The following is a 23209-nucleotide window of genomic DNA, read 5'->3' as shown; positions in this document are numbered from 1 at the left end:
TAATGATAAAGCAATATTTCAGCTTTTATTACCATCTTCTAGCACCACATTCTATTAATTATTCTACTTTGATTTTATGTCGAGGTGATTAACATGATTTGTAGGACTAAAGTAATAAAAGTTACGTAATATAAATGCTATGAGATCTAGGCCAGAATTTTAATAATGACCTACACCATAATGACTATTTAGTATTCTAATCATGTTAAGGCAATTAAAGTCTATAATTATTGAAGCCTTTCGACTCAGTTTTATCTCCCGTATCGTTTAAAAACCAAACGGCCTCAAAGTCAGGGTTGTTATCTGCATAAGCTAACGCGTCATCTATTGGCATTAAAAATAACGCTGTCGAAATAATGTCAGCATAAATTTGATTGTTCTGCATAACTAATGTCGCGGAAACGCCAGTTGTTTTTGGTTTTAAAGTCTTCGGGTTAATAATATGATGGTACTCTTTACCGTCAACACGGTAATAGCGCAAATAATTACCACTTGAAACAACAGTTATATCTTGTCCAGTTATAACTTCATGATATAAACCTTCAAAATTCTGACATTGCAGTAGTTGGTTATTATATTTTTTGCATATTGGGTTTTCAATTGCAGTGGTGAAGTTTCGTCCTTCTGGGTGCACGCCATAATGTCGAATGTTACCACCGGCGTTTATCATAAAGTTATTAACGCCATCTTTTTTCAATTGCTGATAGACCATTTCTGCCATCCAACCCTTAGCGATACCACCAAGATCAATACTCATACCAGGCTTAAGCTTGACCGTATTGAGCTCAGTATTAAGCGAAATATCTCGAATATTCGTTAAGTTAGCAACGCTGTTAAGTTCTGCATCTGATGGTATTTGGCATTTATCTTGCTCCTTTCTCTCGCCTTTACATTGCGCCCGATAACCTCGCCAAAGATCGATTACCGGCGATAAGGCGATATTAAAATAGCCATTGGTTTTATCATGCCACTCGATACTAGCAGCTAACAAATCGGTTAATTTTGGATCTATTTGATGGGTTTTATCCGGATTGTTATTGATGCTTTTTATATTAGTCACATGAGGATAAGTACTATAATTGGACGCTAAGTAGTGGTATTTTTGAACCACATTTAATGCATGGCAAAGTGCCTCTTCAATATTTTTATTATCCTTATCATAAACATCGATACTAATGGATGTTCCAAAGTACTTTAAAGTCGTTAAATTAGTTTTTGATTGGTCATGAGTGATAATCGCATTACCTTCACAGCGATATGGTTCACCATTAGTTGCGACTTTTATGATATTGAAGTCTGGTGCTATAGGCTGGTTAATCTGCTCAGCTTTGACACAGCTAGTTATAGATAACAGAGTTAAAAAGGCAATTGATTTATTCATGTAGACTACTTGGTTATGCGGTGGATATATTATGAGTAACACAGATTGAACTTAAATATTATTGACTCAGCAGCTTAATGTTACCTGGATCAAATTAATCGTATTGCATGTATTCAATTGCGGTTTTCCGCAATTGCTAGTTAATTTAAAACTCTTATTCTTGCCCTCAACGATATAACTCTTGAAGGCATTCACAATGAAAAGCTTAATATTATTCAAAAAATCATTACTTAGCACCGCAGTATTAGTGGGCACTATGACCTTAGTGGGTTGTGCAAGTTCAGTACCTGCAGGTAAGTACGCAGATGGTATCCATGACGTATCTGCTAAAGGTAAGAAAAGTGTCATTACGCTAACAGTTGAAGTCAAAAATGGTCATATCGTTGACGTTAAGACCAAGTCACACAAAGAAACCGAATCTCTCTACCTAAATGCTGAGCGACTACTACCTAAGGTGCTAGCGAACAACGGTCATGAAGGTATTGACGCAGTATCTGGTGCAACTTACTCATCAAATGGCATTTTGGAAGCGATTAATAGTTTGCCACGTGCAGACGGTAGCAAGCCTGAGTTTGTTGCTGTAGGCGCAAAAGATGATTCTGCTGATGAAGATTTCAAGCTTAAGTGGTCAATTCAGCCACAGCTTGGCTTGCTAAAGGGTGATTATTATTACCAAGAAGCGCGTTTCCGCCAAGGCCACATGGGTAGCGTAGCGATTGTTACTGAGTTGAATAACACCAATAACGTTATTTTTGCTGAATTTAATGAAAGCGGCCGTCCTAATTATTACACCCGTTTATACCAAGACGTGCCTAAGCGTATGTCTGAGTACAACTTCTCTATGGGTAAGAAAAAGGGCACCGCATGGGTGCAGTCAGCTTTGACCATGGAAAAGTTAATGGTTGAACAAGATAAATTAACTTTTGAACTTAATCCTGATTTCGACCCAACTCTTGGCAATAAATTAAAAGAACCAAACCGTTTGAAGTATGCCGGTATCGATGTCGTTGCGGGAGCATCTAACAGTATCCAACAGTCTATGGTGCCGTTAACGGCAAAGATCCACGCACAAATCAATGGTGAGGGTAGCCATGAACGTTTTTATCAACATGCTGAAAAGCTAGTTGATGCTAAAGGAAACTGGACTGGTGTGACAGCAATGCTACGTATCGTCGTCGATACCCAAACTAAGCAAATTACCAAAGCTCATTACGACGAAATCTTTGCTGATGAAAAAGCACAGATAAAAGATGCGTCACAGAAGAAATTCTATCGTCAATCTAAGTATGAATCTATCAACTACGTAGAGCCTGCTCGCATTGGCTTTAACGTGATGATCGATGCCCTAAATAGCCACTTACAGCAAGGCGGCTCATTGTTCTTAATCGACGACCTTCCTGCAACAGGTGACACAGGTAGCTATGCAGCGACTGGTTTTACTAAGCGCTCAAATGCTTGGGATAACTACTTAGCTCAAGCCGAAGTTTTATACACGCAAATGCGCCAAGACGGCGTGATTGTTAAACACAGCAAATAGTCCTGTTGTTTGTGGCGGTGCCTACCAGAACAGGCACTGCAGTTAAAAATTTATAATTAGATTAAGAGACAAAATGATGAAAACAGTAAAATTAACCTTAATTGCAGCAGCGGTACTTGCTTCTCCAAGTGTTATGGCTGACGCGTATGATTTTTATGGCCGTATCGACTACTCAGTAACACATTCTGATAGTGGCAGTGCAACCCATAGCGGTAAAAGCGGCACGATTCTAGAGAACAACTGGAGCCGCTTAGGCGTAAAGGGTAATGCTGCCTTAAATGAAGATTTCACCGTATTTTACCAAATTGAAGTGGGTGTTAACGGCGCGAGCGAAGGCAAGAACAACAATCCTTTTTCTGCACGTCCAACTTACCTAGGGATCAAGCATTCAAGCGCAGGTCAACTTGCAGCAGGTCGTATCGATCCAGTATTTAAGATGGCAAAAGGCACATCTGATGCAATGGATATGTACTCGATGAAACACGATCGCTTATTTGCTGGTGACAAGCGCTGGGGCGATTCACTTGAGTACAAAACGGTAAAATGGAATAAGCTCCAGTTTGGCGCCAGCTATATCTTAGAAGACAACTATTACTCTGAAGATGACGTTCGCCGTGATAATGGCAATTACCAAGTCGCACTAACTTATGGTGATAAGCTTTTTAAAACCGGTGATGTTTATTTAGCTGCGGCATACACAGATGGTGTAGAAGACATCAAAGGTGTACGTCTGGTTGCGCAGTATAAATATAATAACTTAATGCTTGGTTCTATGTACCAAAGTTCTGAAGTTGTGAATCCTAATTTGGATAACTGGCAGCAACGTGATGGCGATGGCTTTATCATTAGCGCTAAATATCAAATTGATAAACTAACTCTAAAAGCACAATACGGCCAAGATGATTCAGGTACGGGTAAGATTGCTGGTCGTGTTTACGACAAGTTAGGCGCAGCAGCCACAGAAGTGCCGGAAGTATCACAATGGGCCTTAGGTGCTGAATATCGTCTATCTAAGTCAACGCGTGTGCATACTGAAATTGGTCAGTTTGATGTAAAACAATACTCTGATTTTGACGACACTATCGCGAGCATCGGTTTTAGAATCGATTTCTAAAATCGAGCTATTTAGTTAGTTGTTTAGAACTATTTAAAGTAAAAATTTGCTCCTAGAAAGTGTGCAAGGATGGGCACTTTCTATTCTACTTCTACATCCTCTTCATCTCCAGATCCATTTTTATACCAACAAGCTAAACTCACAACATCATTGCTCGTGGTTCAATCTAGTTAGGTTTATCTTATCTTTAATGATTCCGTTTTAGTGCTCCAATTCTATTCCATCTGCAAATGACACTGATTATTCTTAGGCGTTAGTTTATAGAGTATTCAAATATTTTAAGGTCAGGATTGTGCCATCACGAGCGATAAGAATCCTAAGTTTGTCGACTTAAGCAATTTACTTGCAGTGTTTGTTTCATTGCTCTATGCACTGATATTTTAAAACCAAGCTTAGAAAAATAGTGCTGAAGATACGTTATACTTAAGTCAATCTTTATTCACTTTTATGACTGTAAACTCACTTTAGTTAAAAATATCTCGGGATTATATTTTGCTAAATGACTTATTATGCGAAATAGTGAGTATGGGTAAATCCTTTAAAAGAACTCAGAAATCCTAGCGAGTCAGTTTTATGAGGATTGATTAAAGGTGTGGATTGGCCATGTAATCAAACGATAGCTAGCAATTTGATACTGTATGGGACTCAGTATACGACTCAGGGTCATAACTAGAAGTATAAAAGTTAATCGCATGACATTGGATAGAATGATCGTTAATACTATGAGAGTTAGCAGGGCTACGCGAGTTTATGCGGTTTGCTTGCGTATTATCCATACTCACTCGCTTCATTTTATTTGCGCGTTAAGATTTGAACACTATTATTTGAGCAATGTATTTCATTCAGTAAAGAACAGTCACAAACATCAGCGGCAATGCTCGTTGGTAATCACAAACTGCGGTATCATGCACCTCCTGCAGTTTGTCTATGGTCCCAAGGTAAAATGAAAAATCCTGCCGATGATTTTATCGCTCCTCCGTGTTCTGAAGAGATCACAATTCTTTATCAAGATGAGCATTTATTACTCATAAACAAGCCTTCAGGTTTATTGTCATTATCCGGTAAACATCCGGCAAATCTCGATTCAGTTCATCATCGTCTCGTGAAAGACTTTCCTGGTTGTTCGCTGGTGCACAGGTTAGATTTAGGTACTTCAGGCATCATGCTTATCGCACTCAATAAAACGATTAATGCACTTTTGTGTAAGCAGTTTAGTGAGCGCAATGTACTTAAGCGTTACACCGCTTTGTTAGCTGGCACAGTTAACCAAGAACATGGTCGAATATCGGCAGCAATCGCTAAAGACAAGCCTAATTTCCCAATGATGAAGATATGCGAACTAGAGGGTAAGCCTGCCCATTCGTTATTTGAGGTTATTGGTAATGAAACGCTTTCAATCGCTACGGACTGCTCATTGCAAGTGGACTCATTGCAAGTGGACTCATTGCAAGGAGTAAGCTTATTGGAAGCCGTTAACTTAGATTCTCCAGATAATCGTAATGAATTGGCATTAACAAGGGTAGAGTTAACGCCAGAAACAGGGCGTACTCATCAACTTAGAATTCACTGCCAATATATGGGGCACCCTATTATAGGTTGTGACTTATATGGCACTCAGGCAACTTATCAATTGGCCCAAAGGTTGATGCTGCATGCCACCAGATTAGAGTTTGATCATCCGATTAGTGGCGTAAGAATTCATGGTTACAGTCCATGCCCATTTTGATGTTCAGTTATAACCTTTATTTTAGCCTATTAGTCTAATCTCTAAGTCTAGTCTTTCATTTAAGTCTGGTATTCTGTGCGCTATTTAAGTTGTCTATCTATTTGAAGCGCATCCTTTACGGTATATATCTACAGCAATCCTCTGCTACTTAGTTTTACCTTGTTCATCAATTGTTACAACAACGACGATGCCTAAATCAGTATACGCTGCCACTGCTGTTAATGTTTTGTTATCTTAAGCATCCATATCCTCTTTGGGTTTTAGTGTGTACTCATATCTGAAAACAACAAAGCTAAAGGGTTAACCAGCACTAGACTCATGTCTGGCTGCGGATTATACGGATCACAAGACAACAGGAAATCGATATGTATCGAATAGTCACCGCGACTCTCGTGTCGCTGGCATGTGCAGCTAGCTATCAAGCGCAGGCAAATGAATATGTACTCAGCAAAGTCGCAAAACCCATTTCTCAAAGCGTAGCACTGACTTTAGATCCTAATAAGGATGATTTTTTCGGTAACACTTCAATTAAGCTTGAAGTACTGAGCGCGACTCAACAGTTACAGCTTAATGGTGTGGCGTATTTACCGAGTAATATTCAATTAGCAGGTGCGAAAGACTGCAGCATGACATCTAAGCAATTAGAAACTGGAATTGTATTATTTAACTGTGCTCATGAAATTACTCCAGGCCAATATACTTTGTCGATGGACTTCGAAGCGCCTTATAACAGGCAATCTGTAGGCCTCTATAAAACAATGGATGGCGGTTTACCGTATCTATTTACTCAGTTTGAAATGAGTGATGCTCGTCGTGCGTTTCCTGTTTTTGATGAGCCGGAATATAAAATTCCATTTCAAGTAACGATCACAGCGCCTAAAACAGACAAGGTATATAGCAATACCCCAGAAACAAAAACAACGACTGCAGACAATATGACAACCCATGTTTTTGCTGAAACGAAACCACTATCAAGTTATTTGGTGGCTTTCGCAGTCGGTCAGTTTGAAGAGATCCCTGTGTCTGGAATGAAAGTACCAGGCAGAGTCATCACCACTAAAGGCAAAATAGAGCTAGCGCAATATGCTGCGAAACAAATGCCAATTGTATTAAGTGCGCTTGAGGAGTACTTCGGTGTGGATTACCCCTATGCCAAACTTGATACAGTGGCTGTACCTGAGTTTCCATTTGGTGCGATGGAAAATGCCGGTTTAATTACTTATAGAGAAGATATTCTCCTTCTCGATGAAGCTACAGCTAGCCAAAACAGCAAAGAGCGTGCGGTATCAATTATTGGTCATGAGCTTGCTCATCAATGGTACGGTAACTTAGTGACAATGCAGTGGTGGAATGACCTATGGTTGAACGAAGCCTTTGCAAGTTGGATGGCGGCAAAAGTCACCCATCAAACGCACCCGGAATTTGAATCTAACCTATCATTGTCAAAGAACTATGTGATGGCACTAGATTCTAGAGTATCAACTAAGCCTATTCGTAAACCGATTAAAACAGAGGCCGACATCATGGATGGTCTTGGACTTGCTTATAACAAAGGTGAAGCGGTACTTGATATGGTTGAAAATTATATTGGGGTTGACGCTTTTAACAAAGGTATTCGCCAATATATAAAAGATCATGCATATAAAAATACCGAAGCAGATGATCTATGGAACGCGCTAAGTAAGGCGTCAGGTAAAGATGTCGGAGAAGTGTTAAGTACCTTTATCGAACAATCTTCTTATCCCCTGATTAATGTGTCTGTTGATGGTAAACGACTCACCTTAAACCAACAACGTTTTGTCACTGCTGGTACAGACGCGCCAGCGCAGCGTTGGACTGTACCCGTTTCAATTAAGTACGGTAAAGGTAATACAGTAAAGCAAACAACTGTATTACTTGAGAAGGACAGCCAAACTTTCGAACTGGCTTTTGCACCAGAATGGGTTTATCCCGATGCCGATGCGATGGGTTATTACCGCTGGTTACTAGATGAAATTCAAATGACTCAGCTGCTTAACAACGCAAAATCAAAGCTATCAGTGCGTGAAAGAAAGGCGTTAGTTTCAGCGGCTGATGCCTTATTAGATGCAGGCTTCGTCAGCGGCGGTGAGTTATTAAATATACTGGGCGAGTTTATTGATGATCCACATCCTGAGGTCGTTTCAACTGCGCTGGGTTACTTACAATCACAAAAGGGGACGTTTATCGATGAAAGTAATAAGCAAAAATGGGCGAAATTTATTGCAGCCCGTGCTCAGAGTGCCATAGATAAGTATGGTCTAGAAGTAAAGGCAGGCGAAAACACTGCTGTTAGCAAGTTAAGACCAACACTAGTTCAATTACTGGCATTTGAAGCAGAAGATAGAGCAACGATAGCGACTGCGACAAAAGAAGCGAAAACCTATTTATCTGGAAGCGATAAGGTTGATCCTTATTTAATTGGCACTTATTTGACGATTGCTATCTACAATGGCGATAGTAGGTTACTCAATCAAGCTAAACAGGTTTTTGAAACCACCAAAGATCCATTGAAACGTACTCGTTTAATGATGGCACTCGGTTATGCGCCCACAGAGGAGTTGCAGTCTGATGTTCTGGCCTACACGCTAACGGATAACATAAAAGCACCAGATCTACGATATATCTTAGCAGGCCAAGACTATAGCAAAGAACGCAAGCAACGATTCAGAAATTGGGTTTATGCTAACTATGCTGAAATTAAAGATAAACTTCCGCCATTTGCTGTTGCTAATATTCCTTACTACACAGGTTCTGGTTGTGAGGCTGATGCATTGATTAAAACAGAAAATTTCTTTAAGCCTAAGTTAGCAACCACACCCGAGTATGGCCGCACCTTGGCTAAACTTGAAGAAAGCGTTAATAACTGTGTCGCATTGAAGCAACGAGAGCAGGCAAGTGTAGAAGCGTATCTGAATAGATTATGATCAGATAGCGCCTAATAAAATAGACTCATGTGTTAATTTAATCTATTTAAACTCAACGAGTAATGAAAAGGCCTGTATTATAGCAGGCTTTTTTATATGTCTAGATTTACAAAATATAATTTACGTGCGCAAGATACTCTTGTTAATGGTAGAACTCATCAATAGAAATCATTTAAGCATTTAAGCATTTAAGCATTTAAGCATTTAAGTATTAATAAATTATAGAATATAAAGACCTTAGATTAACTTAACGACAATGATTAGATAGTCGATTTTATAGCTGGTTTATAGCAGTTTGTATAGAGTATGGGGAAACACAGTTCCCAACGGAAATCTGAGATAAGCCTGTGCGTAAGCTATTGTTTAATAATAACTATACTCACCGTTTTGATACTTGTGACCTTGATGCTATGATACTTAGTGGAGCGCCTACTTCTCTAAATAATGTATCTTTTATATTTATTGCAAGGTGAATTTTTAAATTTTTATACCCATTTAATATGGAAGCTTTTACAACAAAGTTACTAATATGGAAAGAGGCATATATTATAACTAGTTAAGATACATTATCACAAGGTTATAAAACTACAGTTTTAAATCAGTTAACGAAGTTGTTAAATAGGAATAGATTTATGTCAATAAAGTCCAAGGAATTATTACTTAAGCGCATAAGTAGTTAGCGATATAAAAATAAAAATAACTAATTAGTGATTACAACTTATCTTTTAGCACTGATATTTATGACTTAAGCTTTAGAGCTTATAATGTTTGCCTGACGATCTAATTTTATTAGCTTAATTCTTGATTAACATAAGTTTGAAGCATTTATGTCATGTTTAAGCTTAGAATAATCATCATCAATTTATAGCTAACCTCTAAACACAAAACTCTCATGTTTAAACTCTTGTTACTCTGAATGTTTGCGCTACTGTAAATTGAATTGTCATAAAATGGCTAAGCGAAAACTAAACATAAGTATATCGCTAAGATTCAAATTCTAGTCTTTAGGTTTCAAGTAGTGGCGAAGAGAACGTGGGTCGGTGTGACCGGTTCTGCCCATTATGTACAAATGATCTTTATCATTTTCATGCAGCTGAGTCACACAACCACTACGTAAACTATGCGCACCGTAAAACTTAGAGTTAAGTCCGGCTTTATCGCAATACTTTTTGATCATTTGATAAATATCATCACCGCGCAGAAAGCCTTTACCCACTTTCGGTTTTAGCAACTGGTAATCTCTTAGATTATTACCATCACGACTCAAAGATCTGAAAAGGTGTCCTTGCGTGATCCCTGTGGTATCGATCCATTGCTTTACAATTTCATAGGCTGAAAAAGTTTCGTCCTTAGGAAGATCTTTCCATTCCCTTTGTCCTTGCTGATTGCTTTTGGAGTAGGGCAGTCTGACTTTTAATTTATCCCTTAAAAAACTTAAGTGTTCGACTTTTACCTCTGCTAATTCTGAACGGCGAAATCCACCTTGCATACCAAGTTGTAAAATTGCTTTATCTCTTAGGCGGGTGAGTTGCTGTGGTTGCTGATCGATGACCAACAACAACATTTCTAATTCATCATAAGTAATAGGTTGCTGATCATAGTCAGAGATCTGTCGATATTGATTTCGCATTAAGCCTCGCATCACTCGAACAACTAAAGGGTGTTCAGTTGGAGAATGATAACCTGCTTGGATATGAAAGAATCGAATCGCAGCTAAACGGGTATTGATTGTTTGTTTAGACAGCTGGTGGCCATTTTTTTCTTGGTACAATTCTTTTTGATGACCGATAAAAGAAATGATACTTCTAGGGTCAGCAGGCAAGTGGCTTAAACCATGTTGCTCGCAGTAGGACTGAAATATTGAGAAACTAGAAGAGTACACTCTTTTAGTGTTTTCAGAGATCTCGTATTGGGTTTCTTCAGCTGCACTTTTATAGTCATCTAAAATAGAAACTGGTAGTTGTTGTTCTTGAAAGAACTTTTCATCGCTTGTAGAAGCGGGCGAACCTCGGCTAAAAACCTGATTTTGGAAAGATGTTATAGCGGATTTCATCAGAGTTTGGGCCTTTTAGCGAACTTTCAACATGAATAATAAACATACAAATTAGACTAGTTTGCTCCAGATCTGCCGCTGACAGCAGTTTAATAACAATATCAACGCCTACATCAACAAGCTATGCTGCTGAATAAACAATCTAAATCGAGCGATATTTTACCTAAAATCGCTATTTACTACCAGTGATAATCGTCATTATCACTGGTAGTGAATTTTAAAATTCTATTGTGTATAGTTATTGAACATTACTCGAATTTCTAGGTTAATGATGCCCCGCGCTTTGCACGAATATTAACCACCCATATAGTTAAGGTCTAAAACCAAAGAATGCATTAGATTCGCCATTGGATATAGTTAGCTGTACACTGTTACTAGATTTATAGTATGGTTTTACCATTTTTTTGTTGGGCATATTTTTAAGGGATGGATTATTGCTAGAATTTTGAACAGATATGGCACACCTGATTGGTGATTGTTTTTTATAAATCATATGCATTACCACTATCAACCTATATTTTTTAAGTATGGTTATACCATGTTAATGCGGTGGTTTTGAAAGCGTTATTGTATCAGTATACTCATGTGTGTTTTTAGCGGTAGTCTAAAAGCATAATGTTAAATTTAGTAGGTTTAGCCATTAGAAGAATAAATGGACAACGCAGCGACTTTTTTCAGTTCTCCAGTTGAAAATCTACTGTAGTAGGGGAGTTCTAATACTGACCCATAATATTGTTACTTTCTAATACTAATCCAATAGAATGTAACTATATGTGGAACGTCGTTTTGAAAAGGAAAATGAATTTGGCACAAACTAATAAGAAAGATGATTAAGTTTTTACGCCGAGTTTAACTGGCACTTTCGTCCGGCCGATATTGATAATCTTGCAGCAGCGATTTTCTACTTCGAACCATTACTAATTAATCTCTAATATTAAATGTTTCAAAATTAATATCATCATGACACTTAATAGAAATACTACCGTTATCAGCTAAATTCCATTTTAGTATGGTTATACCATTTTTAGTGAATAATACTGTTAAATAAAAAAATATTAAATTTTAGATACTTATATTCCATTATTAACTGTTTCTAAGTTAATATATGGTTATACCATATTAAAGTGAGTTAGAAGATGTCCACAAGTTCTCCTAAGAAAAGTAACGATAAAAGCCTACAGACTGAAGGCTGTGTTGATACTTACCATTTATGGGTCTTTCATAATGAAAAGCCAAAAGCAGGCAGAAGACTTAAACTTCTCGAAGCTGACGAAATAGTTTTTGCACTCCCTCTAATCTACAGGTTGATTACTTTGGCTGATTTTAATGTTAGGGCTGAGTGGTTTGTTGATTTTGAGTTAGAAGAACGTAATTCACACTACATCAAATTAAGTGAAAGCTTATCCGCTTTAAACCAACAGCGCAAAGGTGTTGCTGATTTAACTAAAGCATTGGCCGAAAGTAATAGACTTCTAAACCGCTATTTTAGTGACTATGGTTGGCGTATGGTTCGAAAGGAACTATCTCAAATAAAAAAACGTAAAAAGAAATCTCATATAGAGATCAGCAATGATTTGGTTATGCAATTAAAAGAGTATATGGCAGCGAATCAAATTGATACTTTTGACCAGGCTATTGATAGTTTACTCAGTGATCAGAGAACATTAGTGCAGTTAGAATTAAAAGAGGCTGAACAATCGGAGCGGGTTTAAAATCATTACATTAGTTTGCAAGCCTGTGATTCCCCCTTTGTCATTAAAGAAGTGTCTATTTATAAAATCCTTTAATTTACTGAAAAGAGAGAATACAAATAGTTAATGATAGTTAGAATTGTTGTCGAAATTCTTACTTTCTTTCAGCTTGTCATTTGGTTGAAGACATAGAACGCCTAGTGATAGGCTATGAATAATACTAAAAATTATGTCAATTGATACTTAACTAGCAGAGCTAATTTTTACAGCTTTGCAAGTGCCCGACTTGTTATTTTATGACTAAAGCTATTTCGCTTTATATGGTTTGGAGACCACCCAGCAAGAAACCTTTCAAAGTCAGCCCATGCAAAATCTATAAGACTGCTCCATTCTGCAATAATAGTTTCTGCGTCAACTTTAGGCTGATTTTTAGCTAATGCTTGCGAAAACTGGTGGAAATAATAATTCACTAAGGACGTGAAATTATGCGATAGCGATTCTTCGTCCAAGCAGCTTCCAAGAAGATAGATGACATCCTTAACACCACAGCTATAGCCAACATACTGAAAATCTACTGCAGCTACATCACTAAAGTTAGTGGTATAGCAAAAGTTAGCAACTTTTGCATCGCCATGAATAAGTGTTTTATATTTACAGTTATTCAATATGTTATCTATAAATAATGCACTATATTTCAATTTATTTGGCTCCATAGCTAACCACTCATCGTAACGAGTAGCTAAGTGCCAATAGCTACCGATTGGCCAAAGACCACAAGGTTTTACTTGGTCATTAGGGCTTACGAATTTTGCATGAAAATTCGCTAACCAACGCAGGGTCAATCTTGTTTGTTCAAGTGTTAATGCATCCGCTCGCAGTGAGTATCCGAAGGCATCTAAATCTTCCATCAGAATTAAATGGCTCTGGACACCCGCGTTTTCAAAAGATATATCACCGATAAAATTAGCGACCTTACAGTGTGAATCACACAATTTTGCCCAGACTTTATAAAATTCAGTCTCTACTTTATAAGAATTTAATTTTCTTTGATGAGAAGTGCTGTTTGCCCAACCTTTAGGGTGATTGATAATAGTAGGGGGAGAGATCTGCTTAACGATAAAAGAATTGTAATTCGACGAGCCTGTTTTGCTAGATTTTACAAATTCATAACGGGCGATTTCACCGTAGCCAGACCAAAGAGATTGTACTCGGTTGACCTTGTTAAAGTCTGTCCTATTGAGTACAGCCGCGATTGCTTGCTCGACCATCATTAGCAATAGTTCCTTTTATAGATGCAAACTTGAAGAAATTTTTGTCATTAAGCTATTAAATGAATTAAACAATATTATAAAGCATCTTAGTAGGATCACTTATACTTAAGTGACAACACTTTGTATCAGTCTTGTATTCTTTGTTATTTGTAACAGAAATACTGAATAGATTAGGCACATGGTCCTGCTTGTTGCGCTTGGATTGCGGTATTAAAGTCTAAATGATTGAAAGAGATTCAAAAAATTTGTACCATTTGAAACAAATGGATTACGACTTAACTAAGCCACTTTCTTTAATAACAATAAACGGCCGCGTTACATGTAAGTAACATCAAAAGCTCCTATAAATTTCAATCAAATCACTGAAAGTCGAAAGGTGTCACCCAATAGCGACTAATAAACTAATGCTTGAGCCTTTGAAAATGCATGCTCGAACCATCGTAAACTTGTCGAAATGTTAGAGCGGATTCTATGTATTAACTTAGTACATTTGCTTAAAACCAGTGAAGTGTTCCAGCTGGTATAGCAAGATAACAAGGTCATTTGTTGGTGAGTTATAACTCTATTGATAGAACTCATAATGAAGAAGTTTAAATGGGTTGATTTGCGTTTAATCATAAATGTATAACAAACTCCTGTTTATACTTATATTTAATCTAACTTTCAGTTTGTTGCTATCAAATAATCAGCAAGGCAATTAGTGCTGAGCTAGAATGATAAATGCAAGCAATAACGAGAATTAAGGGAGACAAATACTTGGCAAAACATCTTGTTATTACCGGAGCAAATCGTGGCATAGGGCTAAGTTTTGTCGAACATTATTTAAAACAAGGCTGGCAAGTATCGGCGTGTTGTCGACAGCCGGATATTGCTCCAGAACTCAGTTTATTAAAAGACGAATTTGGGCGACTTAACATTTACGAGCTAGATGTTAGCAAACCTGAAAGTATCGAATTACTGCTTAAAAGGCTACCAAACCAACCAATTGATCTTTTGATTAACAATGCCGGACATTATGGGCCTAAAGGGCTTAGTTTTGGTTCAATAGATTTAGAAGAGTGGCGCTCGGTACTTGAGGTCAACACGCTAGCACCGCTAATGATCACCCAAGCTTTATTCAGCAGATTAAAACGCAGCCATGAATGTGTATTAGCTTTTATTTCATCGAAAGTGGGAAGCATGGCAGACAACAGTAGCGGTGGGGGTTATTACTATCGTTCTTCTAAAGCAGCTTTAAATTCTGTCGTTAAAAGTTTAGCCATTGATTTACATGCTGATGGAATTAAATGTGTAGCACTACACCCTGGCTGGGTACGAACAGAAATGGGCGGGCCAAACGCATTGATAGCTCCGGCTGCTTCAGTACAAGGTATGGCGATGGTAATAGGTGAATTGAGTGAAGCGCAAAGCGGGGAGTTTTTAGATTATCAAGGTAATAATATCCCTTGGTGATTAAAAGTTGTCAGTTTTCTTATAGAAAAATGGAGGGGTTTAATACAAATTTGAATGGCTAGTTTTTACTTATAGAAGCTACCCTTGATTTACTGATTTTGATACCCTGTATATTTAATGTTTTTCGCAGTGACATCAGACGTTTATACGTCTATAAAATCGCGATGGATGTCTCAATTTTCAAGATTTTTATAAAAATCTTATCCGTATGTAGAAAATAACTAAAAATTAGTTTGCATCTGCTGAAAAAAGGAGTACTTTCGCGCTCCTTAATTTAACTTAACTGGAAGAATTGTAATGAGCGACAATAAGTTTATTATCGGAAGTGAAGAGTGGTGTGCTTTTCCATCTCTTGGTGTCCCAGCAATTAAAGCTAGAGTTGACTCTGGCGCCAGAACATCATCAATCCATGCTGTCAATATCCGCCCTTTTAAAAGAGAAGGCGAGCCGTGGGTTTCATTCGAGCTTCATCCGATACAAAACAGTCGCAAGATCATCCTTCGCTGCGAAAGTAAGGTAATTGATCGCCGCAATGTTAAGAGTTCTAATGGCGAGTCAGAGAAGCGTTATGTCATCGCATCTGTGATCCAACTAGGTGGTCATGCTTGGGAAGTAGAGTTAACTCTAACTAACCGCGATAGCATGGGGTACCGTATGCTTCTTGGTCGTGAAGCCATGAGCAACAAAACCTTAGTAGACCCTTCTGAATCATTCTGTTTAGGTGTGCAAGAAGATTCTGAAGTAGAACAGCTATACGGCGTAAAGTCAGCTAAAAAGAGCGGCCTTAAGATTGGATTACTAGCAAGTAACCCAGACCTTTACAGTAACCAGCGTCTTATTGAAGCCGGCGAGCAACGCGGTCATGAAATGGTATTCTTGAATATCAAGCAGTGCTACCTGAAGTTAGATGCTTCACAGCCTGAAGTTCATTACCGTGGTGGACGTGTTTTAAATGATGTGGATGCGGTTATTCCACGTATTAGACCAAGCATGACGTTCTACGGTTGTGCGTTAACACGTCACTTTGAAAGTTTGAATATCATGGCGTTGAATACCTCTGATGCGATTACGCGTTCAAGAGATAAATTGTTCTCATTGCAACTACTGCAAAAGAACAACCTTGATATTCCAACAAGTGGTTTTGCAAACTCACCAGTTGATACTAAAGATCTTATCGATATGGTTGGCGGCGCTCCACTAATCGTTAAGCTTCTTGAGGGGACTCAAGGTAAAGGGGTTGTTCTAGCAGAAACAACGAAAGCAGCAGAAAGTGTAATTAATGCATTTAAATCTCTGCGCGTTAACTTACTAGTGCAAGAGTTCATTAAAGAAGCCCAAGGTAAGGATTTACGTTGTTTTGTTATTGACGGCAAGGTTGTTGCGTCAATCGAACGTACAGCGGCTCCTGGTGAGTTTAGAGCAAATATCCATATGGGTGGTAGTGCTTCTATTGTTTCAGTTACTGCGGCTGAAAGACAGTTGGCTATTAAAGCCGCTAAAACAATGGGGCTACGTGTCGCTGGTGTTGATATTATTCGTTCTAGCCGTGGTCCATTATTATTGGAGATCAACTCTTCTCCTGGACTAGAAGGTATCGAATCTGCAACCGGTATCGATATCGCTGGTGCAATGATCGAATCTATTGAAAAGACATTAGGCTGGAAAGCTGAGTAAGTCGTCTTTAATCAATATGAAAGCGCAATGCCAGAGGCATTGCGCTTTTTTTTAGCCTTATTTACGTAACACCTAGTTTGCTATTACTTCTCACCGTTAATAAATATATTTATCCAACTTTCGAGTTAGCTTTAAAAACGCTATACCGCCTTTAAACCTCAAAGAATGGGTCAAAACCTTCCTAGGCAAATGCTCGTTATCAACTACTTCCGAATACAAACCTTTGTCAGTAATTTTAGACTATTTTTTTACTCAAAAGCCTGTTTGTGCTACTTTTAGACATTAGTTTTTTGCTATGGAGTAAGGTGTGAAATCCACGGTAGATAAAATGTTAGTAAAACACGACAAACTCGTTCATTCCGAAGATGTTAAAGTTTGCTCTCATACACAAAGAATTAAGGAAGACTGGGTCATTCATACAGTCATGATCGACAACTGCGATACACCGTTTACCTTTAGACGTACCAAAAAATACAAAAGTTTATCCGGTGCTCGGGTTAACATTACCTATTATCCAGATAAACAGGGTATAGCTGGTTTTGAAATGGATATATTTAAGGTCGTTAGAATCAAGCGAAGTTAACCATTCTAAAATTAGCCTAAAATGCTCACCATCAATTGTAAGCGCTGAATAATAGCTAGTAACTGTTAAGCATTAGTACAGTGTTAATTTGTTAATATTTACCTCGTTAAGTTAATTGGCATCAGTCAGATTTAAAGGGGGAATTCATGCAAGTAACTAGGCAGCAACACCTGCAAGATAAGGGCATCGCGTCGCAAGTAATATCTAGCGATGTGGTTTCTGTTCTTAGCGATAATGTTCAAGCTTCTATAAAGCTGACCAACAGAGTTTTACTTAGCCGTTATCTAAATCCAGACCAAATATCTTCCCTAGCATTACTCAGTCACAAATCAGAGGCGCTAGAACTGCTTCGATCAGTATTATCTACTCAAATGAATAAAGCACAGCGAGTGATCTTACTGAGTTATATTAACCAAAATTTAGAGACCTTAGATGAAGCGATAGCCATGCAATAAACATTTTGGTCTTTTTGGCTTAAAGGATTAAGCCGGTGCAATGTTGGTTAGATATACAATGCACATCATTCAAAAGCATGAACTATCCTAATTTCAATAGTGTTCATTGGCTCTCATGAGTTTTTACATCGTTACACGAATAAACAAGGGGGGCATTCGAGGTTAGATTTATAGCGGATAAAAGGTGTGCTGTGCAGATTGGCAAATCAAGTTGCGGCATGACGTTTATGTTATTCGACGTAGATAGATTTAACAGTATTAATGATACGTTTGGTTATCATAATTGGCGGTCAAACAATTATAGAAATAGTTAGAAGAATCGAGGTAGCTTTACCAAAAAAAGCTGTTTTTGGCGTAGTAGATGACGTAGAGTTTTGTCTTTTTGAAACTGGATTAGATAGAGCTAGTGCATTAGCGCTAGCTAAACGAATACAGGCTTATATTTCAATGGAGAAGATACCTACTGATATAGGCAACTGGGACGTTTCAGTGAGCCTAAAAGCTTTATATACTAAAGATCTAAGCGCTTGTGCTGAAAGTTAATGAACCATGCAGTTATTTTGATGGATAAAACGAAGAAAAGCGGGCGTAATTGTGTTGAATTTGAATCACTAGCCTAAAATAGTTCCATTGTAATAAGTAACTTTAGGCGACAAAAAAGCCCAGCAATTTCTGGGCTTTTGCTTGAGCGCTAATACATTACTTTGCGTTCATTAGTGCAACTGCATTATCTAACATGCGGTTACTGAAGCCCCACTCGTTATCGTACCAAGCCATAACCTTAACTAAACGACCATTAACACGTGTTTGTGTAGCATCGAAGTTAGAAGAGAATGCATTGTGGTTAAAGTCGATAGATACCAATGGTTCGTGGTTTACAGCTAGTACTTCGCTCAATGGCGCAACTGATGCTGCTTTTTCGATAATGGCATTGATCTCTTCAACTGTGGTGTCGCGAGCCGCAACAAAAGACAAGTCGACTAAAGAAACGTTTACTGTAGGTACACGCACCGCAAGACCGTCAAATTTACCAGCCAGTTCAGGAACTACAAGGCCGACTGCAGCTGCAGCGCCTGTTTGAGTAGGGATCATAGACATCGCAGCAGCACGCGCGCGACGTAGATCAGTGTGGTACACATCAGATAAACGCTGATCGTTGGTATAAGCGTGAATAGTCGTCATAAGACCAGATTCAATACCAATTTCATCATTTAGCGGCTTAGCAAATGGTGCTAAACAGTTAGTAGTACATGATGCATTTGAAATCACTGTCATATCGCTAGTGATAAGTTCATTGTTAACACCGTAAACGATGGTGGCATCAACATTTTTACCTGGTGCAGAAATAATAACTTTCTTAGCGCCTGCATCTAGGTGTGACTGAACAGATTCTTTAGATGTGAAGATACCAGTACATTCGAATACGATATCTACTTCTAGCTCTTTCCAAGGTAACTTTGAAGGATCACGTTCTTGGAAAGTTAGGATCTTATCTTCGTTAACAAAAATAGCGTCATCAGCATGTTCAACTTTTGCATTGAAACGGCCGTGAACAGAGTCATACTTAGTTAAATGAGCATTGATTGAAGCGTCACCTAAATCATTAAGTGCAACAATCTTAATAGGATAGTTCTTTTCGCTTTCGTAAAGAGCACGTAGAACATTGCGGCCGATACGGCCATAGCCGTTAATTGCAACTCGGATAGTCATCTCATATCCCTCAGGTAAATGTATAAATAGAATCTGGTAGTAAAATTACCAAACTGACAGGCGTCGTCAAGTTATATCGCTGATAAAAGCGCTTTCACGGCCATAATTTAAGTAATTTTTTTACACGTATCGCGATTTTAAGCATTTATTATCAAAATGTACAAAAACTTTACAGGTTGGCAAATTTATTGCCGAGCAAAAAATACTGACTTACGTTAATCAGGTAAAACATGCTTAATAGGTTTTTTGTTCCAGCAACATTTTTAGCTTACTTTGCTGATAATTTCCAGATTTTAACTGTAGAGCAAGCTCGGTTGCGTCCTGGTCTAGTTTTATCTGTAAATCCTTATTGCCATTGATTAAAGCTAACATTTGCTTTTCAGAGTATTTTGCTTGGGTCAGTATTATATTGGTTTTAGATAGTAAGTAGTTAATCTGTTGATTGTTCTCATTTCGATAGAGCGTCGCTAAGGCTAATAACCAGTCAGGCTGAAAGTTATCACTATTACTTAGAGACAACACTTCTGCATATAGTCTTTTCGATTTCGCTGGTTGAATTCGCAAGTAGTAAGTTGCCAATTCAGCTTTTAAATCAATATCGACTATTTCACCAGCTTTTTCTGCTGCGAATAATGCAGCTTCTGCTTGTTTGTCGTTAAACCTAGACCAGTGATAGAAGGCGAGGTGAGGATCAAGGCTACCTTTAGTTGTTTGTTGTAGCTCAGCCAATGTTTGCGAACTCAAGCCAAAGGCCCTTGCTCTATCATTGGTTCTTTCTGGGTGTAATATATGTTGCACCCCAGCAGCCAACTCAACACATTTATTGTACTGTTCTAAGTGTACTAACTGGTCAAATATTAGCTTTCCTGTAGGCTCGAGGGTGTTTTTTAACTTGAAACGATTCCGAATTAAGTCGCCTTTTTCAAATCTACACCAACTATCTTTATGCAAATCGGCACAAAGTTCAGGATTTTTGTTACAAATCGTCTGAGTATTTGACGGGTCTTCACAGCCTAAAAGGCCCAAAAAAGCGGGAATTACTAAAAATGATGTAATCATTACAAAATTTCTATTCAAAACAGGCTCCGAGCATGATTTTTTCTAATAAAATTACATCGTTATCGAAAATTTCTGACTAGCTTGAAAGCTAACTTTTCATTACAATGTCGCCGACCAAACGGGGAAAGACACCCTACATAACGTTAGATTATTGGTCTTTTCTTTTTGTTACTCAAACGTTTCTGAATATAAATCAGAAAAGTGAGATAAAGGATCTGTTAATGAGCGCTGATAAACACCTACAAAGTTGGCAAGAACGTTTCGAAATGGCTGAGGCTATGCAGCCTCTACTTGGTAAGTTATATCGTAACCAAGGTGTAGAAGTCGTCGTCTATGGCAAACCTCTGCTAAATGCTTCTACAATCGAAATCATTAAATCGCATCGTTTAGTGCGTCGCCATGTTGGTGAAAAACTAAGACTACGTGAAAGTTTCCCATTTATCGAGGCTTTAAGTAAGCTTGCGGTAAAACAGTGCAAAGTAGATATCGGTAAGCTAGCAGTTAATTACTGGCGTGAATATCCAAATGCAAGCCAGATCGAAGCTTATATGAGCCGTGAACTTGCTGATGCAATTACCCAAGAAGATACTGAAGAAGCAAGAGACGTTGTTCTTTATGGTTTCGGCCGTATCGGACGTTTACTTGCACGTCTGCTAATTGAAAGAACTGGTGTAAGCAATAAGCTGCGACTTCGTGCTATCGTTTTACGCGGTGGTCGTAAAGGCGATTTAGAAAAGCGCGCAAGCTTATTGCGTCGTGATTCTGTGCATGGACCTTTCAACGGTTCAGTAGAGGTCGATGAAGAAAATAATGCAATCATCGCCAACGGCACCTATATCCAAGTTATTTATGCAAATTCTCCAGATGAAGTTGATTACACTAAATTTGGAATTTCAAATGCATTAGTAGTTGATAACACGGGTATTTGGAAAGACGAAGCAGGCCTTGGATTGCACCTTAAGTCTCCTGGTGCTAGTAAAGTACTTTTAACTGCTCCAGCTAAAGGCGCGATTAAAAACGTAGTATACGGTGTTAACGAATCAGACATTCTTGATGAAGATAAAATTGTATCTGCAGCAAGCTGTACTACAAACGCTATTACTCCGATCCTTAAAGCAGTAAACGATAAGTACGGTATCGTTAATGGCCATGTAGAGACAATTCACTCCTATACCAATGACCAAAACCTTATCGATAACTACCACAGTGCAGATCGCCGCGGTCGTAGTGCGCCATTAAACATGGTAATAACGGAAACGGGTGCAGCGAAAGCAGTATCGAAAGCATTACCTGTACTTGAAGGTAAATTAACAGGTAATGCGATTCGTGTTCCGACTCCGAACGTTTCAATGGCAATTATTAGCCTCAACCTAAACGGTGAGACTAATAAGCATGACATGAACGAATACCTAAAAGATATGGCGTTACAGTCAGATCTACAAAACCAAATTGATTACACTGACTCGACTGAAATCGTTTCAAGTGACTTAGTTGGTTCTCGTTATGCAGGTGTACTTGATTCACAAGCAACAATTGCAGAAGGTAACCGTACAATTCTTTATGTATGGTACGACAACGAGTTTGGCTATAGCTGCCAGGTAGTAGGTGTTATGCAAAAAATGCTTAACCTTAACTATCAATCATTACCAGTAGGTTAAATTAGTCGTATATTGACCTTAAGCGATATTTGCTCAAGAAGCCTCTTTATCTAAAGAGGCTTTTTTTATGCTGCAGAAAACTCATGGCTGAACATCTTAAATTCTTGCAAGTAAGGGGGCACAACTGCCTATCCTTGTTATTGGAATCCAATTAAGAGAGCAGGTAGTTGTTAAGGTTTACTTTTGCTGATATCAGCCGTGACAATGATGTCTAGTTAGGGTGAAACCTTTTGGGAAATAGCGTCGTTCTTCAAGGTTAAGCGATAAGCCAAAAATACGTTCAAGTAATATGTACTTGATGAACTCTTAATCTGCGTAAAGTATTTTCTCTACGTAAATAGAAACAAGCACTTGTCTCATGTCACAGTTCTGACTCTATTAACGTATAGAATTCTCACAGTTAACGATATTGATTGCTTTACTAAGGATAGTTAACCAAGATCTTACGATTAAATTTAGACACAAAATATCCCAATAAACAGATAATTTAGGGATGAAAACCCTCAAAAAGCTTAAAACCCGCTAGGGTTGATGAATTTAGCATCAAACAGTCATAAATTCGTTTTATCACGATTGACTCTCTCATCTAAATCGGTAGAATGCCATTCCGTAGTCAAGGGGAAGCGAACGAAGCGACAACTTGAATGCAGTTTAAATTGAAATGCGACATTAGCTCAGTTGGTAGAGCGATACCTTGCCAAGGTATAGGTCATCGGTTCGAACCCGATATGTCGCTCCAATTTACATTATGTGGCGCGATGGCAGAATGGCTATGCTGCGGATTGCAAATCCGTCGATCTCGGTTCGACTCCGGGTCGCGCCTCCACAAATAAGAATTTGATGAGTTTCCTGAAAAGGGAGACAGTATTGGTACCGACAATACGTATCATCAAAATCAAA

Annotated in this window: 16 protein-coding genes, 2 tRNA genes and 1 pseudogene; 14 read left to right on the top strand and 5 right to left on the bottom strand. The window is 38.3% G+C overall.

Annotated features, from left to right (window positions below; translation table 11 throughout):
* Nucleotides 1-214 precede the first annotated feature (214 nt).
* Complete coding sequence (locus AB4298_RS17545) at nt 215-1381, bottom strand: FAD:protein FMN transferase (RefSeq protein WP_371987707.1); 1167 nt, start codon at nt 1379-1381, stop codon at nt 215-217.
* Nucleotides 1382-1577: 196 nt separating this feature from the next.
* Here AB4298_RS17545 and AB4298_RS17540 point away from each other — a divergent pair, with 196 nt between their 5' ends.
* The 4 genes from AB4298_RS17540 to AB4298_RS17525 all read left to right on the top strand — a co-directional run bounded on the left by AB4298_RS17540 (nt 1578) and on the right by AB4298_RS17525 (nt 8703).
* A complete protein-coding gene (locus AB4298_RS17540) occupies nt 1578-2918 on the top strand; it encodes an FMN-binding protein (protein WP_371987705.1) in 1341 nt (446 codons plus the stop codon).
* Between the two features lie 73 nt (nt 2919-2991).
* On the top strand, nt 2992-4032 hold the full coding sequence (locus AB4298_RS17535) for a porin (RefSeq protein ID WP_371987703.1): 1041 nt from the start codon (nt 2992-2994) through the stop codon (nt 4030-4032).
* Between the two features lie 943 nt (nt 4033-4975).
* A complete protein-coding gene (locus AB4298_RS17530) occupies nt 4976-5758 on the top strand; it encodes an RluA family pseudouridine synthase (RefSeq protein ID WP_371987702.1) in 783 nt (260 codons plus the stop codon).
* 365 nt (nt 5759-6123) lie between these two features.
* A complete protein-coding gene (locus AB4298_RS17525; RefSeq protein ID WP_371987701.1) occupies nt 6124-8703 on the top strand; it encodes a M1 family metallopeptidase in 2580 nt (859 codons plus the stop codon).
* 997 nt (nt 8704-9700) lie between these two features.
* On the opposite strand, the gene AB4298_RS17520 is transcribed toward AB4298_RS17525, so the two are convergent.
* Nucleotides 9701-10756 carry a tyrosine-type recombinase/integrase gene (locus AB4298_RS17520; protein ID WP_248997116.1) on the bottom strand — a complete coding sequence of 352 codons (1056 nt, stop codon included), beginning with the start codon at nt 10754-10756 and terminating at the stop codon, nt 9701-9703.
* 1136 nt (nt 10757-11892) lie between these two features.
* Between AB4298_RS17520 and AB4298_RS17515 the strand changes: the two genes are divergently transcribed.
* Nucleotides 11893-12468 carry a hypothetical protein gene (locus tag AB4298_RS17515; protein ID WP_371987699.1) on the top strand — a complete coding sequence of 192 codons (576 nt, stop codon included), beginning with the start codon at nt 11893-11895 and terminating at the stop codon, nt 12466-12468.
* A 242-nt stretch (nt 12469-12710) separates the two neighbouring features.
* Here AB4298_RS17515 and AB4298_RS17510 read toward each other — a convergent pair whose 3' ends face one another.
* Nucleotides 12711-13718 (bottom strand): protein kinase family protein, encoded by a 1008-nt coding sequence (locus AB4298_RS17510; RefSeq protein ID WP_371987697.1) that lies wholly within the window; start codon nt 13716-13718, stop codon nt 12711-12713.
* 756 nt (nt 13719-14474) lie between these two features.
* Here AB4298_RS17510 and AB4298_RS17505 point away from each other — a divergent pair.
* The 6 genes and pseudogenes from AB4298_RS17505 to AB4298_RS17480 all read left to right on the top strand — a co-directional run bounded on the left by AB4298_RS17505 (nt 14475) and on the right by AB4298_RS17480 (nt 18425).
* A complete protein-coding gene (locus AB4298_RS17505) occupies nt 14475-15170 on the top strand; it encodes an SDR family oxidoreductase (protein ID WP_371987696.1) in 696 nt (231 codons plus the stop codon).
* Nucleotides 15171-15467: 297 nt separating this feature from the next.
* A pseudogene (locus AB4298_RS17500) lies at nt 15468-15872 on the top strand (retropepsin-like aspartic endopeptidase); the annotation flags it as partial.
* Nucleotides 15873-15893: 21 nt separating this feature from the next.
* Nucleotides 15894-16844, top strand: coding sequence for a 30S ribosomal protein S6--L-glutamate ligase (gene rimK / locus AB4298_RS17495; RefSeq protein ID WP_248997491.1), 951 nt, complete (start codon nt 15894-15896; stop codon nt 16842-16844).
* Between the two features lie 307 nt (nt 16845-17151).
* Nucleotides 17152-17427, top strand: a complete 276-nt coding sequence (locus AB4298_RS17490; RefSeq protein WP_248997120.1) for a hypothetical protein — start codon at nt 17152-17154, stop codon at nt 17425-17427.
* A 146-nt stretch (nt 17428-17573) separates the two neighbouring features.
* Nucleotides 17574-17882 carry a hypothetical protein gene (locus tag AB4298_RS17485; RefSeq protein WP_371987695.1) on the top strand — a complete coding sequence of 103 codons (309 nt, stop codon included), beginning with the start codon at nt 17574-17576 and terminating at the stop codon, nt 17880-17882.
* A gap of 261 nt (nt 17883-18143) precedes the next feature.
* Nucleotides 18144-18425: a hypothetical protein gene (locus AB4298_RS17480; RefSeq protein ID WP_371987693.1), complete on the top strand. Its 282-nt coding sequence runs from the start codon at nt 18144-18146 to the stop codon at nt 18423-18425.
* Between the two features lie 156 nt (nt 18426-18581).
* Here AB4298_RS17480 and gap read toward each other — a convergent pair whose 3' ends face one another.
* Together gap and AB4298_RS17470 are read right to left on the bottom strand one after the other, a co-directional pair.
* Entirely contained in the window at nt 18582-19592 is a 1011-nt protein-coding gene (gene gap / locus AB4298_RS17475) for a type I glyceraldehyde-3-phosphate dehydrogenase (protein WP_248997122.1), read from the bottom strand.
* A gap of 234 nt (nt 19593-19826) precedes the next feature.
* A complete protein-coding gene (locus AB4298_RS17470; protein WP_346347771.1) occupies nt 19827-20669 on the bottom strand; it encodes a DUF2989 domain-containing protein in 843 nt (280 codons plus the stop codon).
* A gap of 203 nt (nt 20670-20872) precedes the next feature.
* On the opposite strand from AB4298_RS17470, the gene AB4298_RS17465 reads away from it, so the two are divergent.
* The 3 genes from AB4298_RS17465 (at nt 20873) to AB4298_RS17455 (ending at nt 23135) form a co-directional block, all read left to right on the top strand.
* Nucleotides 20873-22309, top strand: coding sequence for a glyceraldehyde-3-phosphate dehydrogenase (locus AB4298_RS17465; protein WP_371987691.1), 1437 nt, complete (start codon nt 20873-20875; stop codon nt 22307-22309).
* A 663-nt stretch (nt 22310-22972) separates the two neighbouring features.
* Nucleotides 22973-23048: transfer RNA gene (locus AB4298_RS17460), tRNA-Gly, on the top strand.
* 13 nt (nt 23049-23061) lie between these two features.
* Nucleotides 23062-23135: transfer RNA gene (locus AB4298_RS17455), tRNA-Cys, on the top strand.
* Nucleotides 23136-23209 lie beyond the last annotated feature (74 nt).

The organism is Shewanella sp. 10N.261.52.F9, assembly GCF_041471165.1.
GTDB classification, from domain to species: domain Bacteria; phylum Pseudomonadota; class Gammaproteobacteria; order Enterobacterales; family Shewanellaceae; genus Shewanella; species Shewanella marinintestina.
This window is presented reverse-complemented; position numbering and strand designations above follow the sequence as displayed.

Bases quoted from the DNA above. Each gene is read 5' to 3' on its own strand.
- AB4298_RS17545 (WP_371987707.1), bottom strand. From the start codon at position 1,381: ATGAATAAATCAATTGCCTTTTTAACTCTGTTATCTATAACTAGCTGT.
- AB4298_RS17540 (WP_371987705.1), top strand. From the start codon at position 1,578: ATGAAAAGCTTAATATTATTCAAAAAATCATTACTTAGCACCGCAGTA.
- AB4298_RS17535 (WP_371987703.1), top strand. From the start codon at position 2,992: ATGATGAAAACAGTAAAATTAACCTTAATTGCAGCAGCGGTACTTGCT.
- AB4298_RS17530 (WP_371987702.1), top strand. From the start codon at position 4,976: ATGAAAAATCCTGCCGATGATTTTATCGCTCCTCCGTGTTCTGAAGAG.
- AB4298_RS17525 (WP_371987701.1), top strand. From the start codon at position 6,124: ATGTATCGAATAGTCACCGCGACTCTCGTGTCGCTGGCATGTGCAGCT.
- AB4298_RS17520 (WP_248997116.1), bottom strand. From the start codon at position 10,756: ATGAAATCCGCTATAACATCTTTCCAAAATCAGGTTTTTAGCCGAGGT.
- AB4298_RS17515 (WP_371987699.1), top strand. From the start codon at position 11,893: ATGTCCACAAGTTCTCCTAAGAAAAGTAACGATAAAAGCCTACAGACT.
- AB4298_RS17510 (WP_371987697.1), bottom strand. From the start codon at position 13,718: ATGATGGTCGAGCAAGCAATCGCGGCTGTACTCAATAGGACAGACTTT.
- AB4298_RS17485 (WP_371987695.1), top strand. From the start codon at position 17,574: ATGCAAGTAACTAGGCAGCAACACCTGCAAGATAAGGGCATCGCGTCG.
- AB4298_RS17480 (WP_371987693.1), top strand. From the start codon at position 18,144: ATGATACGTTTGGTTATCATAATTGGCGGTCAAACAATTATAGAAATA.
- gap (WP_248997122.1), bottom strand. From the start codon at position 19,592: ATGACTATCCGAGTTGCAATTAACGGCTATGGCCGTATCGGCCGCAAT.
- AB4298_RS17465 (WP_371987691.1), top strand. From the start codon at position 20,873: ATGAGCGCTGATAAACACCTACAAAGTTGGCAAGAACGTTTCGAAATG.